Origin of the sequence: Bacillus sp. FSL M8-0256, from assembly GCF_038005765.1 — a bacterium.
GTDB classification, from domain to species: Bacteria; Bacillota; Bacilli; order Bacillales; family Bacillaceae; genus Bacillus; species Bacillus safensis.
Map to the genome: position 1 here is coordinate 58,856 of NZ_JBBOTU010000001.1, position 16,886 is coordinate 75,741.

Genomic DNA, 16,886 nt, shown 5'->3' on the forward strand with positions numbered 1-16,886 from the left:
CTATGGATAATAGGGATATTGGAGGCCAATCAATGGATAAGCGGTTCGCAGTGATTTTAGCAGCGGGAAAAGGAACGAGAATGAAGTCAAAGCTATATAAAGTACTTCATCCAGTTTGCGGAAAGCCAATGGTCGAGCATGTGGCAGATGAAGCGTTAAAGCTTTCTTTAGCCAAGCTGGTGACGATTGTCGGTCATGGTGCAGAGGACGTGAAAGAGCAGCTTGGAGACAGAAGTGAGTATGCACTTCAAGAAGAACAGCTGGGAACAGCCCATGCCGTCAAACAAGCAAAGTCGTTCCTCGCGCAGGAAAAGGGAACAACCATTGTCATTTGTGGTGATACGCCATTATTGACAGCGGAAACAATGGAAGCCATGTTAAGCGAGCATCAAAAACATCAAGCGAAAGTCACTATTTTAACAGCACATGCGGATGATCCGACAGGCTATGGCCGTATTATTCGTGACGAAACAGGTGCTGTCGTGAAAATTGTTGAGCATAAAGATGCGAACGATGCAGAGCGTCAAGTGAATGAAATTAATACAGGGACTTATTGCTTTTCAAATGAAGATCTCTTCCGTGTGATTGAGCAAGTGTCGAATGAAAATGCACAGGGTGAATACTACTTGCCAGACGTTATTGAAATTCTAAAAAATGAAGGGCAAACAGTTGCAGCTTATCAAACACCGCATTTTGAAGAAACACTTGGAGTTAACGATCGTATCGCTCTATCACAAGCAGAGCAATTCATGAAGCGACGTATTAATCATCAGCATATGAAGAATGGTGTGACCTTGATTGATCCTGAGAACACGTATATTTCGCCAGATGCTGTCATCGGTGAAGATACAGTTATTTATCCTGGGACGGTCATCAAAGGGAATGTGAAAATCGGTGCAGACGCCACTATTGGGCCAAACACTGAAATTGTTGACAGCATCATCGGAGATCGAACAGTCATTAAGCAATCTGTCGTCTGCGATAGTGAGGTTGGAGTTGATGTGACAATTGGACCGTTTGCTCATATTCGCCCGTTGTCGAAAATTGGCGATGAAGTAAAAATCGGAAATTTTGTCGAAATCAAGAAAACAGTTTTCGGAGACCGCAGCAAGGCATCTCATCTAAGCTACATTGGAGACGCAGAGGTCGGAACTGATGTAAATCTTGGCTGTGGTTCCATTACAGTCAACTATGATGGGAAAAACAAATTCTTAACGAAGATTGAAGACGGCGCATTTATTGGCTGTAATTCAAATCTAGTTGCACCAGTCACTGTCGGAAAAGGGGCATATGTTGCAGCCGGTTCAACGGTTACAGAAGATGTACCGCAGGATGCATTGTCTATTGCTAGAGCAAGACAAGTCAATAAAGAAGATTATGTGAAAAATATTCATAAAAAATAATCCAAATACCCGGAGGTTTACCATACCATGTCTAATCGTTATGCTGATGCGAATTTAAAGATATTCTCTTTGAATTCAAACCCTGAACTTGCCAAAGAAATTGCCGATCGTATCGGAGTTGATGTAGGAAAGAGCTCTGTTAAACGCTTTAGTGACGGTGAAGTCCAAATCAATATTGAAGAAAGTATCCGCGGCTGTGATTGTTATGTCATTCAATCAACAAGTGCGCCAGTCAATGAGCATATTATGGAACTGCTCATTATGGTGGATGCGCTAAAACGCGCTTCTGCGAAAACTGTCAATATTGTGATCCCTTATTACGGATATGCACGTCAAGATCGTAAGGCAAAACCTCGTGAGCCAATCACTGCGAAGCTTTTTGCAAACTTACTTGAAACAGCAGGTGCTACACGTGTGATTGCACTTGATCTTCATGCACCGCAAATCCAAGGTTTCTTCGATATTCCAATCGATAACTTAATGGCTGTGCCAATCTTAACAAACTATTTCGAACAGAAGAACTTGAATGATATCGTTGTTGTGTCTCCTGACCACGGTGGTGTGACACGTGCGCGTAAAATGGCAGACCGCCTGAAAGCGCCGATCGCAATTATCGACAAACGCCGTCCAAAGCCAAACGTTGCTGAAGTCATGAACATTATTGGTAACATTGAAGGCAAAACGGCGATTCTGATCGATGATATCATTGATACAGCTGGTACTATTACACTTGCAGCAAATGCGCTAGTCGAAAATGGAGCAGCTGAAGTATATGCTTGCTGTACGCACCCAGTATTGTCTGGACCAGCAGTAGAACGTATCACAAACTCTAAAATTAAAGAATTGGTTGTGACAAACAGTATTCAATTAACTGATGACAAGAAAGTTGGAAAATTCATTCCGCTTTCGGTTGGGCCTTTGCTTGCAGAAGCCATTATCCGTGTACATGAAGAAGAATCTGTGAGCTACCTTTTCAGCTAATTTTCTGATTAAAAAAGGCCCTAGGCATCAAGCTTGGGGTCTTTTTGCTATCATCATTCACGGCAAATAGGTTTAAAATGATTCGGTTATGGGTAATTATGAGAGTAGTGACAAAAAAGAAATAGGATGGTGCTGAATATGGCAACTTTAAAAGCAAATAAAAGAACTGATTTCAAACGTTCCACACTGCAAAAAATCCGTCATTCAGGACACGTTCCTGGTGTCATATACGGAAAAAATACAGACAGCCTGGCTGTTTCATTAGACAGCATCGATTTATTAAAGACCTTACGTGATGAAGGGAAGAATACAATCATCACCTTAGACGTGGGTGGTGAAACGAAATCTGTGATGGTGACAGAATTACAAACAGATCCGTTGAAAAACGAGCTTGTCCATGCTGATTTCCAAGTCGTTGACTTACAGCGTGAAATTGAAGCAGATGTACCAATACAGCTGATTGGTGAGTCTAAAGGGGTAAAAGATGGCGGTGTGCTTCAGCAGCCACTATTTGAACTATCTGTGACAGCGAAACCAAAAGATATCCCGCAGAATATTGAAGCTGATATTACAAACTTAGAAGTCAATGATGTCTTAACAGTTGCTGATCTGCCTGTTCAGTCATCTTATCAAATCAATAACGATCCAGAAGAAGTCGTTGCCTCCATTCTGCCGCCTCAGCAATCAGAGGTTCCTGAGCCGGATAGCGAAGAAGAGCCGCAAGAGCCTGAGGCCATTAAAGAAAAGGATGACGATGGAGAATAACTGGTCATTTAAAGACGTAACCCTCCCGCGGTTGCGTCTTTTGTGCTAGAATGAAAAGAATTCATACGTTTTTACATGAGGCAATCTGATTGGCTCATTTTTTAGGCGTGTGCTGTGTGACAAAGGAGGTTATTGGTTTCATGATTGCATTCGTTGGATTAGGCAATCCAGGAAAAGAATATGAAAAAACAAGACATAATGTCGGGTTTATGACAATAGATGAATTATCGAAAAAATGGGACATACCTTTAAATCAATCAAAATTCCATGGACAATTTGGAACTGGGTTTGTTTCGGGGCAAAAGGTTCTACTTGTAAAGCCGCTTACATATATGAACTTATCAGGAGAATGTGTGCGTCCGCTGATGGACTATTACGATATTCCCCTCGAGCATTTGAAAGTGATCTATGATGATCTTGATTTGCCAACTGGCCGGATTCGCCTACGTACAAAAGGAAGTGCAGGCGGGCATAATGGAATCAAATCATTGATTCAGCATTTAGGTTCACCTGAATTTGACCGATTCCGTATCGGCATTGGACGTCCTCAAAACGGCATGAAGGTCGTTGATTACGTACTAGGACGTTTCTCAGAAGAAGAACAGCCTGACATCGCATCAGCCATTCAATCGTCTGTCGAGGCTTGTGAAGCGGCTTTAAAAAAGCCATTTTTAGAAGTGATGAATGATTTTAACAAGAAGGTATAAGAATGATAAGCGAAGCACATACTGATCATAAAATCTCAGCATGGGAGGATCACGTATGGCTTTGCATTATTACTGCCGCCACTGTGGTGTAAAGGTTGGCAGTCTAGATGAATCCGCTGTCCAAAGTGAAGCACTTGGATTTCATCACTTAACAAATGAGGAAAGAAACGATATGATTTCTTATAGGGAAAATGGTGATTTACATGTACAAACCATTTGTGAGGATTGCCAAGAGGCGCTCGAAAGAAATCCTGATTACCATCAGTATCATACTTTTATTCAATAAAAAAGCTTTGGTGTAGATATTAGACCAAAGCGTTTTTCTGTTTTAAACAAACAGGGAGGAGGAGCCAAATGAAAAACATACAATCATTTATCAAACAAAGTGATGATTTTCAGTCCATTTTTAATGGGCTAAAGGAAGGGTTAAAAGAACAGCTGCTTGCCGGACTATCAGGCTCCGTCAGATCTTTATTTACAGCCGCGATATCAGACGAACTGAAGCGGCCGATGTTTATTGTGACTCACAATTTATATCAGGCGCAGAAGGTTACAGATGATCTAGCAAGTGTGATGCCAGATCGCTCGGTTCTTCTTTATCCTGTCAATGAACTCATCGCTTCAGAAATTGCAGTGGCCAGTCCTGAGCTGAGAGCACAGCGTTTGGATGTCTTGAATCGACTTGCGAATGGAGAAAACCCCATTATCGTCACTCCCGCTGCTGCGGTTCGCAGGATGCTTCCGCCAGTTGAGCTCTGGAAGGAGAGTCAGATCCATTTAAAGATCGGTGAAGAAATTGATTTGGAGGCGTTTTCAAAACAGCTCGTACAAATTGGTTATGACCGGACGTCGATGGTTGCAGCGCCCGGAGATTTTAGTGTGCGCGGAGGAATTATCGACATCTATGCGTTAACGGAAGATCATCCAATCCGTATTGAACTGTTTGATACAGAAATAGACTCAATTCGAACGTTTCATTCAGATACACAGCGTTCATTAGAAACCCTTCAAGAAATCAAAATAGGTCCTGCAAAAGAGTTAATTGTGAGAGGTCCGGAACGAGTGAGAGCCATTGAACAGCTTGATCAAGGGCTGGCGAAGAGCTTAAAGAAATTCAACTCAGATCAGCAAAAAGAACTGCTTCATCAAAATATATCTGCTGATCGCGAGAAGCTGCTAGAAGGCATCGTGACACAGGAAATGACGAAGTACCTGTCCTATTTCTATGAAAAGCCTGCTAGTTTGCTAGATTACACATCGCAGGATACGATTATTATTTTAGATGAAATCAGCAGAATTCAGGAGATGGAAGAACAGCTTGAACAGGAAGAAGCCGATTGGACAATTAGTCTGCTTGAAGAAGGCAATATTCTTCATGATTTATCTCTATCTTTCCCGTTCCAAGAACTGATCAATCAGCAATCGAGATCCATTCTGTACTACTCTTTGTTCCTGAGACATGTCCAGCAGACAAATCCGCAAAATATCGTCAATGTATCTAGTAAGCAAATGCAGAATTTCCACGGACAGATGAATGTGCTGGCGAGTGAAATTGAACGCTATAAAAAACAGCAATACACGGTTGTCTTCTTAGGTGCTGATGAAGAGCGGACAGAAAAGCTGTCGTCTGTTCTGCATGATTATGACATTGAAGCCGCTCTTGCTAAACCGGACGCTGAGCTTGTGAGCGGACAGGTGTATATTTTACAAGGTGAGCTGCAAACAGGCTTTGAACTGCCGTTATCAAAAATTGCTGTAATCACAGAAGGTGAACTCTTCAAGAAACGTGTGAAAAAACAGGCGCGTAAGCAAAAGCTGACCAATGCAGAGCGGATCAAGAGCTATTCAGAGCTTCAAGTCGGTGATTATGTGGTGCACATTAACCACGGGATCGGTAAATATTTAGGAATAGAAACGCTTGAAATCGGCGGCATTCATAAAGATTATTTAAATATTCATTATCAAGGAAGCGACAAGCTTTATGTACCGGTTGAACAAATTGATCAGGTGCAGAAATATGTAGGATCAGAAGGTAAAGAACCAAAGCTGTACAAACTAGGCGGCAGCGATTGGAAACGCGTGAAGAAAAAAGTTGAAACATCTGTACAGGACATCGCAGATGATCTGATTAAACTGTACGCAGAACGCGAGGCAAGCAAAGGATATGCCTTCTCGCCTGATCATGAGATGCAGCGCCAGTTTGAATCTGCGTTCCCTTATCAGGAAACAGATGATCAAATCCGTTCGATTCACGAAATTAAACAGGATATGGAGCGGGAACGTCCAATGGACCGTCTGCTTTGTGGAGATGTGGGTTACGGAAAAACGGAGGTGGCTATTCGTGCGGCCTTCAAAGCGATTGCTGACGGGAAGCAGGTAGCCCTGCTTGTTCCGACAACCATCTTAGCACAGCAGCATTTTGACACAATCATGGACCGATTCCAAGACTACCCTGTCAAAATTGCGCAGCTGAGCCGTTTCCGTACAAGAAAAGAAACAACTGAAACGTTAAAAGGGCTGAAAAACGGAACGATCGATATGGTTATCGGCACACACCGCCTTCTTTCAAAAGACATCGTCTACAAGGATTTAGGACTGTTGATCATTGATGAGGAACAGCGTTTTGGTGTGACGCATAAAGAGAAAATTAAGCAGATGAAAGCCAATATCGACGTACTGACATTAACAGCTACCCCAATTCCGCGTACGCTTCATATGTCCATGCTTGGCGTACGGGATTTATCAGTGATTGAAACACCGCCTGAAAACCGTTTCCCTGTTCAAACCTATGTGGTTGAGTATAATGGCGCTCTAGTCAGAGAAGCGATAGAGCGAGAATTAGCACGCGGCGGCCAAGTGTACTTCCTTTACAACCGTGTTGAGGATATTGAACGAAAAGCAGACGAAATCTCCATGCTAGTCCCAGACGCAAAAGTCAGTTATGCGCACGGGAAAATGAGTGAGAACGAGCTTGAATCAGTGATGATCAATTTCCTTGAAGGTGAATCAGATGTATTGGTCAGTACCACCATCATTGAAACGGGAGTCGATATTCCAAATGTGAACACGCTCATCGTCCACGATGCCGATAAAATGGGGCTCTCTCAGCTGTACCAGCTAAGAGGACGAGTCGGGCGTTCGAACCGTGTCGCTTATGCTTATTTCACGTATCGAAAAGATAAAGTTCTTTCTGAAGTTGCGGAGAAAAGACTTCAAGCCATTAAAGAATTCACAGAGCTCGGATCTGGGTTTAAAATTGCGATGCGTGATTTAACAATTCGAGGAGCAGGGAACTTACTTGGTGCTCAGCAGCATGGTTTCATTGATTCGGTTGGATTCGACCTCTATTCTCAAATGCTGAAAGAAGCCATTGAGGAAAGAAGAGGCGATACAACGGCTCAAGATAAGTTCGAGCCAGAAATTGATCTGCAAATTGATGCTTACATCCCAGACACTTATATTTCGGATGGCAAGCAAAAGATTGAAATGTATAAACAGTTCAGAGCAATTGGATCGATTGAAGAGAGAAAAGAGCTTCAGGATGAAATGATCGACCGATTTGGTGAATATCCGCAAGAAGTGGCTGACTTGTTTACGATTGCGACAATGAAGGTATACGCTGTCCAGGAACGTGTCGAGCTGATCAAGATGGAGAAAGGCATTGTCAGAATGACTCTTGATGAGAAAGCAAGCAGTGAAATCGACGGTCAAAAATTATTTGAGCTCGGCAGTAAATATGGACGTGAAATCGGGTTAGGAATGGAAGGCAGCAAGCTGATTATTTCTGTCCAAACGAAAGGCAAGAAGACTGAGGAATGGCTTGAGGTTGTCCTTAACATGCTTCGAGGCCTTCAAGATGTGAAAAAAGAAACCATTCCATCTTCCTAAAATTTTGTTTGTCTCTCGTGTATATTACGTTTGATGTGACGGATACTAAACTCAGGGTCAAGTGGTGAATGTTGCATAAAGTGGACGCTTTTGTTTCATTCACCCAACACATCATCAAACGAAAGAGAGGCAGCAGTGAATGAAAGCAACTGGAATTGTACGCCGCATCGATGATTTAGGTAGAGTGGTTATTCCGAAGGAGATTCGCAGAACATTGCGCATCCGGGAAGGAGATCCGCTTGAGATTTTCGTCGACCGCGATGGAGAAGTGATTTTGAAGAAGTATTCGCCGATTAGTGAGCTAGGAGACTTCGCGAAGGAATATGCTGATGCATTATTCGACAGTCTGGGTCATTCCATCCTGATCTGTGATCGAGATACGTATATTGCTGTATCCGGCAGTTCGAAAAAAGAGTACTTGAACAAATCCATCAGTGATTTACTTGAACGAACAATGGATCAGCGTAATTCTGTGTTAGAAGAAAATAAAAAAGAAATTCAACTTGTCGATGGTATTGATGATGACGTATCTGCTTATACCATTGCACCTATTGTTGCGAACGGAGATCCAATTGGCGCCGTCGTCTTATTTTCTAAAGAGCGTTCAATGGGAGAAGTGGAGCATAAAGCGGCAGAAACGGCAGCTGGCTTCTTAGCCCGTCAAATGGAACATTAGGTCTAATAACTCTATATCATCTTGATAAAATGAAAGAATGCCGATGAAATCATTTGATTTTGTCGGTTTTTTATATGGGATGAAACAAAACGAGACATGTGCCGTCTACTCCTTAGAAAGAAACGTCTTTTCATTCACGTATGTTATAATGAGTGCGTTTAACTGTAGATTTATTTTAAAGGAGTCATCCATGAAAAATGCTGTGAATCAGCCGCATTGGCTTTTCCAGGGTGCGGTGATTTTGACCATCGCAGGCTTGTTATCAAAGATATTAAGTGCTGTTTACCGTGTCCCGTTTCAAAACATCGTAGGGGATACAGGGTTTTATATTTATCAGCAGGTATATCCTTTCCTTGGCATTGCCATCATGCTTGGTACAACAGGTTTTCCTGTCATGGTGTCCAAGCTTTTGAGTGAGCATGGGGAAGAGAATCGACGGATCATTACAAGGGTATCCTTGGTCTATATCACTTTACTGAGCCTAGCCTTATTTCTTTGTCTTTACATAGGAGCAGGCACAATTGCGAGTCTTATGGCAGACAGTCAATTAATTCTGCTCATCCAGATGAGTGCTTTTGTGTTTCTATTTCTGCCGCTCACCGTGATGCTGAGGGGAGTTTTTCAGAGTGACGGTCTGATGCTTCCAACAGCTGTTTCACAATTGGTTGAGCAGCTCATCAGGGTAGGTGTCCTGCTTGTTTTATCCTTCTATTTCGTGAGGCACGGCTATTCGCTTTATGAAACAGGGGCGGGTGCGGTGTTCTCTTCTATCGCAGGAAGTGCGGCCTCGCTCATTTTGCTTCTTTTCCTTTGGCTGACCTATCGAAAGCAGTCTGCTGCAAGTATGTCAGGCAAACAGGCGACACTTCGAAAAAAAGATGTTATGAAGAGTTTGGTGCTGTATACATTGACGATTTGTGTCAGCGGTTTGCTCATTTTATGGATGCAAATGATTGATGCTTTTCATCTGTATGCGCTGCTGCGCAGCGAGGGTCTCAGTGAAGCGGCGGCAAAGGCGGCGAAAGGTGTATATGACCGAGGCCAGCCTTTCTTACAGCTCGGAACGGTGTTTGCCATCAGCATCGGAACCTCTCTTGTGCCATTTTTATCTGCAGCCATGAGGAATGGAGAGCATGAAACGATACGGCAAAAAGTTCGCTCATCGGTTAAGACCACGTCGGTATTAGGGATAGGGTCAGCGGTTGGACTGATTTGTATTTTAGCACCAGTCAATACAATGCTTTTTCGTAATGACTTAGGCACCGATGCCTTGCAAATATTCTGTATATCGATCGTCTTTACGTCGATTGCCATTACGCAGGCGGCTTTACTGCAAGGGCTCGGGCATACTGTATATCCTGCTGTTGTGGTGGTCCTCAGCGTGCTGGTGAAATGGATTTTAACAATTGAGTTTGTACCGTTATTTGGCATCCATGGTGCCGCATGGTCAACTGTATGTGGTTTTCTCACAGCAGCCGTGCTCAATGCCGTTTATTTGAAGCAAAAAGGATGGATTTCGTTGAGAGAGCTGTTCCCGGTGAAAATTCTTTTATCAGCCGCCTTCATGGCTGTGGTCTTAATAGGATATCAGGCTCTGTTTTCATGGGTCATCCCCTTTGAAAAACGCCCGTTTTCCGTTTTAGAGAGCCTGACATCAGTTTTTATTGGTGGTTTCGCCTTTTTATATAGTATTCTTAAGCTAGAAGTATTTACGGACGAGGAATGGAGACTCATTCCATTAGGAGAAAAGATTTTATATTTTAAACAGATGAGAGGGAATCAAAATGGCAGGTAAGATTACCGTCGTCGGTCTCGGGGCAGGCGACATGGATCAGCTGACGCTCGGTGTATATAAGCAGCTGAAGCAGGCGAAAGAAGTATTTATGAGAACGCAGGATCATCCGCTTACCGCAGAGTTAATGCAGGAGGTCCCATCTCTCACCTTTTTTGATGAAATTTATGAAAAGCATGATCAGTTTGATCAGGTGTATCAGGAAATTACCGAAATATTATTTGCAGAGGCAGCGGAAAAAGACATTGTGTACGCTGTACCTGGTCATCCATTTGTGGCAGAAAAGACCGTACAGCTGCTCGTCGCCGGGCAGAAAGAGCGCGGGATTGAGGTGTCTGTCGCTGGTGGACAAAGCTTTCTAGATGCGACATTCAACTCCTTGCAGATTGACCCCATCGAGGGATTACAATTCGTTGATGCAGGGGATATGAGAGCGGATGATCTGAAATTAACCCAGCACGTCCTGATTTGTCAGGTATATGATCAGATGACAGCTTCGAATGTGAAACTCACGCTGATGGAAAAGCTCCCTGACGATTATGAAATTTATATTGTGACAGCAGCTGGAAGCAGTCAGGAACAGATTACTGCCGTTCCTTTATTTGAACTTGATCGAGATGTGTCGATAAATAACTTAACGAGTGTTTATGTTCCTCCGATTCAAGATGAACAGCTGCTTTATCAACAATTTGACACCTTCCGTGACGTCATACGTACATTAAGAGGTCCGGGCGGCTGTCCATGGGATCAAAAACAAACCAATGAATCACTGAAACCATATTTAATTGAAGAATGCTATGAACTGCTTGAAGCGATAGATGAAGATGACCCAGATCATATGGTGGAAGAGCTTGGCGATGTGCTGCTGCAGGTGTTGCTTCACGCTCAAATTGGCGAAGATGACGGTTATTTCTCAATCGATGACGTCATTCAGCATGTCACAGAAAAAATGATTCGGCGCCACCCCCATGTGTTTGGTGACACGAATGTTTCTGAGGCAGCAGATGTGGTGGCCAACTGGGAAAAAATCAAACAGCAGGAGAAGCCAGAGCGGACCGGTTCTATTTTGCAATCGATTCCGGCGACACTTCCGGCACTAACAAAGGCATATAAGCTCCAAAAGAAAGCTGCCAAAGTAGGCTTTGATTGGACAAATGTTCAAGATATTTGGAACAAATACGAAGAAGAAAAGCAGGAATTTCTCGTTGAAGTGGCAGAGAAGACGGACGAAGGTGCAACGAAGCAGATGAAAGATGAATTTGGAGATCTTTTGTTTGTTCTCGTCAATATTGGCAGGTTCTATCACCTAGAGCCTGAAACGGCACTCGCTTCTGCCAACACAAAATTCATACGGCGCTTTCAGCATATCGAACAAAAAGCAAAGGACATGGGCCGTTCGTTAGATGACTTAACGCTAGAGGAAATGGACGATCTATGGAACGATGCGAAACGCATAGAAAGAGGTGAACACACATGAGACTAGATAAATTTTTAAAAGTATCCCGTTTAATTAAAAGAAGAACATTGGCAAAAGAAGTAGCTGATCAAGGCAGGATATCTATTAACGGAACACAGGCGAAGGCAAGCTCTGACGTGAAAGAAGGAGATGAGCTGCAAATCCGCTTTGGTCAAAAACTAGTGACTGTTCAAGTCAACGAGTTAAAGGACACGACGAAAAAAGAAGAAGCGGCTGGCATGTATACTGTGCTAAAAGAAGAAAAAACAGCAGAATAGGGCTTGTTCTAAATGACCCTCTTATCACATACAATGCAGTAACATGCAAGTATGAGATATGGGGGATGTATAGATGAATCAATATTATAATCAACCTCAAGGCACGAAGCTGTCGTCAGACGCGGAGCACAATGTCACAATGCGAAACAGAAAGCATTTAGATATTACTGGTGTCAAACAAGTGGAAAGCTTTGATAGTGAGGAATTTCTGCTGGAGACGGTCATGGGGATTCTCGCCATCCGCGGAGAAAATCTGCAAATGAAAAACCTAGACGTCGAAAAGGGCGTTGTGTCGATCAAAGGGCGTGTCTTTGATTTAATCTATGTGGATGAGCAGCACGGGGAGAAAGCTAAAGGATTTTTTAGCAAGCTGTTTAAATGACGCTGACAGTCCAGTTTTATACGATGCTTTCCATGGCGGCGATGGGCATCTGGCTGGGCGCATCGCTTGATACGTACAAGCTGTTTGTGAACCGGGAAAAAACAGCAAAATGGCTTTTGGCTATCCACGATCTCCTTTTTTGGATGGTACAGGGTCTCTTATTCTTTTACGTCCTGCTGCTGACAAATGAGGGAGAATTCAGGCTTTATATTTTTCTAGCCGTTGCTCTAGGTTTCTCGATGTATCAGGCATTGATGAAACATTTGTATCTCAAGATTCTCAAGTTTATCATGATGTGTGTATATCAGACCGTTCTCTTTCTAAAAAGGCTGGTCATGTCGGTTGTCTTCCAGCCGATACGCTGGATGATCACATTGGTCATAAGTGCTTTTCTGTTCTTGCTCCACTCGCTCTTACGTCTAGTTCGTTTTACGTTTCGGCTCGTGTGGAAGGTGCTGTCGATTGTTTGTTATCCGCTCATCTGGTTACTCAATGTGACCATTATTCATCGGATTCCCGAAAAATGGCGAACATCAATGAGATTGTTTTTCTCAAAAGGAGCAGGAATTTTACAAGGGGCCAAGAAATTATCTGGTACCATCAAAACGAAATGGAAACAATTCTGGACAAAGTAAGAGAGGAGGCCTTCAATCTTGAACAAGAGAAAACGAAATATCGCACAAATTCAAAATGATTACCAAAAACAAATGGAACAGCAAGCGCAGCGCTTAAAACGCAAACGTCGAGGACTCCTTAGAAGGCTTACCGTGTTTGGTGTAATCGTGCTCATGTTTGCTGTCTTGGTGACAAGTGCCCTCTGGTCGCAATCGTCTTCACTAAAGGAAAAAGAAGAGAAGAAGGTTGCGCTCGAAAAAGAGTTGAAGCAATTAAAAACAAAGCAGGAAGATATTTCTGATGAAATTAAGAAGCTGAAAAGCAAGGAATACGTACTCGAACTGGCACGACGGGACTATTATATGTCCAAAAAAGGCGAAAAAATCTTTGATGTGGGCAATAAGAGCGATTAGCCTTGTTGACACTTAAAATTCAGTTTATGTATAATTGAACAAATGAGATTTTTTTATAAGTCTAAGGAGGAGCACTTTTTTTATGTCGATTGAAGTTGGCAGCAAGTTACAAGGGAAAGTTACGGGCATTACAAATTTTGGAGCTTTTGTGGAGTTGCCAGGCGGTTCAACTGGTCTCGTTCATATCAGTGAGGTAGCCGATAACTATGTAAAAGATATTAATGAGCATTTAAAAGTCGGTGAACAAGTTGAAGTGAAAGTGATTAACGTTGAAAAAGACGGTAAAATCGGCTTGTCCATTAAAAAAGCAAAAGATCGTCCTCAACAACAATCAAGACCAAGCAGAAATGATTTCCGTCCGAAGGAATCGTTTGAACAAAAAATGAACAAATTCTTAAAAGATAGCGAAGATCGCTTAACATCTTTAAAACGTAACACGGAATCAAAACGTGGGGGGCGCGGAGCAAGAAGAGGTTAACTTGTTGCTGCTTTCTATATATTTTCACAACAAAGCATCTGCTGTTCAGCAGGTGCTTTTTTTCATGATCCATCCGACATTTTTGGAGATTTCGTCATTTAATTTAAAACTTTCTATTGACGGACAAGCGAATCCTTTGTATTATAGTTCTTGTGCTTCTTAGCGCATTTTCATTATGGCGGTGTAGCTCAGCTGGCTAGAGCGTACGGTTCATACCCGTGAGGTCGGGGGTTCGATCCCCTCCGCCGCTATCCTTTTAACTAGAACATAAAGCAAGGCCCGTTGGTCAAGCGGTTAAGACACCGCCCTTTCACGGCGGTAACACGGGTTCGAATCCCGTACGGGTCATATTCGAAACAGCTTTCTATAGGAAAGCTGTTTTTTTGTGCCTTCGTAAAATTCTGATGAAAGACATCGACTTTCATGAAAGTATGCCTCTTTGACGAATAAAGCGTCGAACGTTTTATGGAAACGACAACTTCTTTTGACAAAATTTCTTTTTCACCTTCGCTATAATGACAACCAACGAATATCAGGTGGGGGATGAGAAGATGGAAAAACTAGAAAGAAGAACTGATTTAACAGGAGCGGGGTTTGAAAGAATCAGTGCGGGGTTAAAAAAGATGAAAAACCTGTTTCTTCATCACACGCATTCTCTTTTTTTCTATAAAGGGTTTATTTATGTTGTTCTAGGCTTTTTATTAGGACGAGCCTTTATATTATCTGAAATTATGCCGTTTGCTCTGCCTTTCTTTGGCTCCATGCTGCTTATTAAAAGAGATAAGGCGATGCTTGCTTGTCTAGCATTACTCGCTGGGGCGATGACGATATCACCTCAAAATGCATTGTTTGTGTTTGCGTCGCTGCTCATGTTTCTCCTTATGTCAAAGGTGGTTTCTTTCATCATCAAAGACCCAGTGAAAACATTGCCGGTTGTCATTGTTCTCTCAATGCTGATCACCCGGGGAGCGTTTGTTTACTTAGAGCAAGGTGCTGTGCAAAGTTATGATTACGTCATGGCGGGTGTCGAAGCAGGACTTGCCTTCATTTTGACTCTGATTTTCCTTCAAAGCCTGCCGATTTTTACAGTCAGGAAAATTAAACACTCTTTAAAGGTCGAAGAAATTATTTGTTTTATGATTTTAATTGCCTCAGTTTTAACTGGTCTTGCTGGGATCACTTTTCAAGGAATGCAGGCAGAGCATATTTTGTCACGTTATGTAGTGCTGACGTTTGCCTTTATTGGCGGAGCCAGTATTGGTTGTACGGTCGGTGTTGTGACAGGATTAATTCTCGGTCTCGCTAACATCGGAAACCTTTATCAGATGAGTCTTCTTGCCTTTTCAGGCTTATTAGGCGGATTGCTGAAAGAAGGGAAGAAAGCAGGGGCAGCCATCGGCTTAATTGTGGGTTCCTTACTCATTTCACTGTACGGGGAAGGGTCAGCAGGTCTCATGACCACACTGTATGAATCACTTATAGCGGTTGCGCTCTTTTTACTCACGCCGCAATCAGTTACTTCCAAGGTAGCGAAATACATTCCTGGTACGGTAGAGCATGTACAAGAGCAGCAGCAATATGCTCGGAAGGTACGAGACGTGACAGCAAAAAAGGTAGATCAATTCTCTCATGTATTTCATGCGCTGTCTGAGAGTTTTGCGACATTTTACGAATCCATTCCTGAAGAGAAGAAGCAGGAAGAGGATGTAGATCTTTTTTTAAGTACGATCACAGAACGATCCTGTCAAACGTGCTATAAGAAAAATAAATGCTGGGTGCAGAACTTTGATACAACCTATGAACTAATGAAACAAGTTATGCATGAATCTGATGAAAAAACGTATGAGCATAACCGAAAATTGAAAAAGAAATTTAGTCAGCACTGCTCAAAATCAAAACATGTTGAGGAATTGATCGAAGAGGAGATCGCATACTATAAAGCCAACCAGACACTGAAGAAAAAAGTCCAAGACAGCAGGCGTCTTGTGGCTGAACAGCTGATGGGGGTCTCACAAGTGATGGAGGATTTTTCCCGGGAAATAAAACGAGAAAGAGAGCAGCATTTTATTCAGGAAGAGCAGATGATAGAAGCACTTCAGCACTTTGGCATTGAAATTCAGCAAGTAGAAATCTATAGCTTGGAGCAGGGAAATGTGGATATTGAAATGAGAATCCCATATTGCCAAGGGCATGGGGAATGTGAAAAAATCATTGCGCCAATGCTTTCGGATATTTTAGAAGAACAGATTTTAGTCAAAGCAGAACAGTGTGCAGAGCATCCAACAGGCTATTGCCACGTTGTATTTGGCTCTGCTAAATCATACCGAGTGGCTACAGGCGTGGCACATGCAGCAAAAGGCGGAGGACTGGTATCTGGAGACAGCTACAGCATGATGGAGCTTGGAGCAGGCAAGTATGCCGCAGCTATTAGTGATGGAATGGGCAACGGAGCACGTGCTCATTTTGAAAGCAATGAAACGATTAAGCTGTTAGAAAAAATATTGGCATCAGGTATCAATGAAAAAGTGGCGATTAAAACCATTAATAGTATTTTATCTTTACGAACGACGGACGAGATCTATTCAACATTGGATTTATCGATCATTGATTTACAGGATGCAAGCTGTAAGTTCCTCAAGATTGGTTCAACTCCCAGCTTTATTAAACGGGGTGATCAGGTGATGAAGGTACAAGCAAGCAACTTGCCGATTGGCATTATTGATGAATTTGAAGTCGAGGTTGTGAGCGAACAGATGAAGGCAGGAGACTTATTGATTATGATGAGTGACGGTATTTTTGAGGGGCCGAAGCATATTGAAAATCATGATCTGTGGGTGAAACGGAAAATGAAAAGCTTTAAAACAGAAGATCCCCAAGAAATTGCTGATTTATTAATGGAAGAGGTCATTCGAACAAGAGCAGGCCAAATTGACGATGATATGACAGTTGTTGTCATCAGGCTCGACCACAACACACCAAAATGGGCTTCCATTCCGACCGGTACATTCTATCTTGAGAAACAAGAGATTTCTTAAAATATCGTATAATATGA

15 protein-coding genes and 2 tRNA genes are annotated in these 16,886 nt (G+C 42.6%); all 17 read left to right on the plus strand.

All coding sequences use genetic code 11. The features are described from left to right. Positions 1 to 32: 32 nt before the first annotated feature. Entirely contained in the window at positions 33 to 1,403 is a 1,371-nt protein-coding gene (glmU, locus tag NSQ76_RS00320; protein ID WP_024425640.1) for a bifunctional UDP-N-acetylglucosamine diphosphorylase/glucosamine-1-phosphate N-acetyltransferase GlmU, read from the plus strand. Positions 1,404 to 1,430: 27 nt separating this feature from the next. Next, positions 1,431 to 2,384: a ribose-phosphate diphosphokinase gene (locus tag NSQ76_RS00325; protein ID WP_024425641.1), complete on the plus strand. Its 954-nt coding sequence runs from the start codon at positions 1,431 to 1,433 to the stop codon at positions 2,382 to 2,384. A gap of 138 nt (positions 2,385 to 2,522) precedes the next feature. Then, the gene (locus NSQ76_RS00330) at positions 2,523 to 3,149 is read left to right on the plus strand and encodes a 50S ribosomal protein L25/general stress protein Ctc (RefSeq protein WP_024425642.1); all 627 of its coding nucleotides are present in this window, start codon (positions 2,523 to 2,525) and stop codon (positions 3,147 to 3,149) included. 140 nt (positions 3,150 to 3,289) lie between these two features. Continuing rightward, positions 3,290 to 3,856, plus strand: coding sequence for an aminoacyl-tRNA hydrolase (gene pth, locus NSQ76_RS00335; RefSeq protein ID WP_024425643.1), 567 nt, complete (start codon positions 3,290 to 3,292; stop codon positions 3,854 to 3,856). 55 nt (positions 3,857 to 3,911) lie between these two features. Next, positions 3,912 to 4,142, plus strand: a complete 231-nt coding sequence (locus tag NSQ76_RS00340; RefSeq protein WP_003217967.1) for an anti-sigma-F factor Fin family protein — start codon at positions 3,912 to 3,914, stop codon at positions 4,140 to 4,142. A gap of 68 nt (positions 4,143 to 4,210) precedes the next feature. Continuing rightward, a complete protein-coding gene (gene mfd, locus NSQ76_RS00345) occupies positions 4,211 to 7,744 on the plus strand; it encodes a transcription-repair coupling factor (RefSeq protein WP_025093518.1) in 3,534 nt (1,177 codons plus the stop codon). A gap of 139 nt (positions 7,745 to 7,883) precedes the next feature. Beyond that, complete coding sequence (spoVT, locus tag NSQ76_RS00350; protein ID WP_024427194.1) at positions 7,884 to 8,420, plus strand: stage V sporulation protein T; 537 nt, start codon at positions 7,884 to 7,886, stop codon at positions 8,418 to 8,420. Between the two features lie 190 nt (positions 8,421 to 8,610). Further along, complete coding sequence (locus NSQ76_RS00355; protein ID WP_341051700.1) at positions 8,611 to 10,215, plus strand: putative polysaccharide biosynthesis protein; 1,605 nt, start codon at positions 8,611 to 8,613, stop codon at positions 10,213 to 10,215. Next, on the plus strand, positions 10,205 to 11,689 hold the full coding sequence (mazG, locus tag NSQ76_RS00360; RefSeq protein ID WP_135033212.1) for a nucleoside triphosphate pyrophosphohydrolase: 1,485 nt from the start codon (positions 10,205 to 10,207) through the stop codon (positions 11,687 to 11,689). The genes NSQ76_RS00355 and mazG overlap by 11 nt, the downstream gene beginning before the upstream one ends. Beyond that, positions 11,686 to 11,946 (plus strand): RNA-binding S4 domain-containing protein, encoded by a 261-nt coding sequence (locus NSQ76_RS00365; protein ID WP_008341839.1) that lies wholly within the window; start codon positions 11,686 to 11,688, stop codon positions 11,944 to 11,946. The genes mazG and NSQ76_RS00365 overlap by 4 nt, the downstream gene beginning before the upstream one ends. 73 nt (positions 11,947 to 12,019) lie before the next feature. Then, the gene (yabP, locus tag NSQ76_RS00370) at positions 12,020 to 12,328 is read left to right on the plus strand and encodes a sporulation protein YabP (RefSeq protein WP_024425646.1); all 309 of its coding nucleotides are present in this window, start codon (positions 12,020 to 12,022) and stop codon (positions 12,326 to 12,328) included. Beyond that, positions 12,325 to 12,963, plus strand: a complete 639-nt coding sequence (yabQ, locus tag NSQ76_RS00375; RefSeq protein ID WP_024427191.1) for a spore cortex biosynthesis protein YabQ — start codon at positions 12,325 to 12,327, stop codon at positions 12,961 to 12,963. Before yabP ends, yabQ begins: the two co-directional genes overlap by 4 nt. Before the next feature lie 18 nt (positions 12,964 to 12,981). Further along, complete coding sequence (locus NSQ76_RS00380) at positions 12,982 to 13,356, plus strand: FtsB family cell division protein (protein ID WP_024427190.1); 375 nt, start codon at positions 12,982 to 12,984, stop codon at positions 13,354 to 13,356. Between the two features lie 82 nt (positions 13,357 to 13,438). After that, on the plus strand, positions 13,439 to 13,834 hold the full coding sequence (locus NSQ76_RS00385) for a S1 domain-containing RNA-binding protein (protein ID WP_008357409.1): 396 nt from the start codon (positions 13,439 to 13,441) through the stop codon (positions 13,832 to 13,834). Positions 13,835 to 14,011: 177 nt separating this feature from the next. Beyond that, a tRNA-Met gene (locus tag NSQ76_RS00390) sits at positions 14,012 to 14,085 on the plus strand. Between the two features lie 25 nt (positions 14,086 to 14,110). Continuing rightward, positions 14,111 to 14,182: transfer RNA gene (locus NSQ76_RS00395), tRNA-Glu, on the plus strand. Between the two features lie 203 nt (positions 14,183 to 14,385). Further along, positions 14,386 to 16,869, plus strand: coding sequence for a stage II sporulation protein E (gene spoIIE / locus NSQ76_RS00400; protein WP_024425648.1), 2,484 nt, complete (start codon positions 14,386 to 14,388; stop codon positions 16,867 to 16,869). Positions 16,870 to 16,886 lie beyond the last annotated feature (17 nt).

Bases quoted from the DNA above. Each gene is read 5' to 3' on its own strand.
- glmU (WP_024425640.1), top strand. From the start codon at position 33: ATGGATAAGCGGTTCGCAGTGATTTTAGCAGCGGGAAAAGGAACGAGA.
- NSQ76_RS00325 (WP_024425641.1), top strand. From the start codon at position 1,431: ATGTCTAATCGTTATGCTGATGCGAATTTAAAGATATTCTCTTTGAAT.
- NSQ76_RS00330 (WP_024425642.1), top strand. From the start codon at position 2,523: ATGGCAACTTTAAAAGCAAATAAAAGAACTGATTTCAAACGTTCCACA.
- pth (WP_024425643.1), top strand. From the start codon at position 3,290: ATGATTGCATTCGTTGGATTAGGCAATCCAGGAAAAGAATATGAAAAA.
- NSQ76_RS00340 (WP_003217967.1), top strand. From the start codon at position 3,912: ATGGCTTTGCATTATTACTGCCGCCACTGTGGTGTAAAGGTTGGCAGT.
- mfd (WP_025093518.1), top strand. From the start codon at position 4,211: ATGAAAAACATACAATCATTTATCAAACAAAGTGATGATTTTCAGTCC.
- spoVT (WP_024427194.1), top strand. From the start codon at position 7,884: ATGAAAGCAACTGGAATTGTACGCCGCATCGATGATTTAGGTAGAGTG.
- NSQ76_RS00355 (WP_341051700.1), top strand. From the start codon at position 8,611: ATGAAAAATGCTGTGAATCAGCCGCATTGGCTTTTCCAGGGTGCGGTG.
- mazG (WP_135033212.1), top strand. From the start codon at position 10,205: ATGGCAGGTAAGATTACCGTCGTCGGTCTCGGGGCAGGCGACATGGAT.
- NSQ76_RS00365 (WP_008341839.1), top strand. From the start codon at position 11,686: ATGAGACTAGATAAATTTTTAAAAGTATCCCGTTTAATTAAAAGAAGA.
- yabP (WP_024425646.1), top strand. From the start codon at position 12,020: ATGAATCAATATTATAATCAACCTCAAGGCACGAAGCTGTCGTCAGAC.
- yabQ (WP_024427191.1), top strand. From the start codon at position 12,325: ATGACGCTGACAGTCCAGTTTTATACGATGCTTTCCATGGCGGCGATG.
- NSQ76_RS00385 (WP_008357409.1), top strand. From the start codon at position 13,439: ATGTCGATTGAAGTTGGCAGCAAGTTACAAGGGAAAGTTACGGGCATT.
- spoIIE (WP_024425648.1), top strand. From the start codon at position 14,386: ATGGAAAAACTAGAAAGAAGAACTGATTTAACAGGAGCGGGGTTTGAA.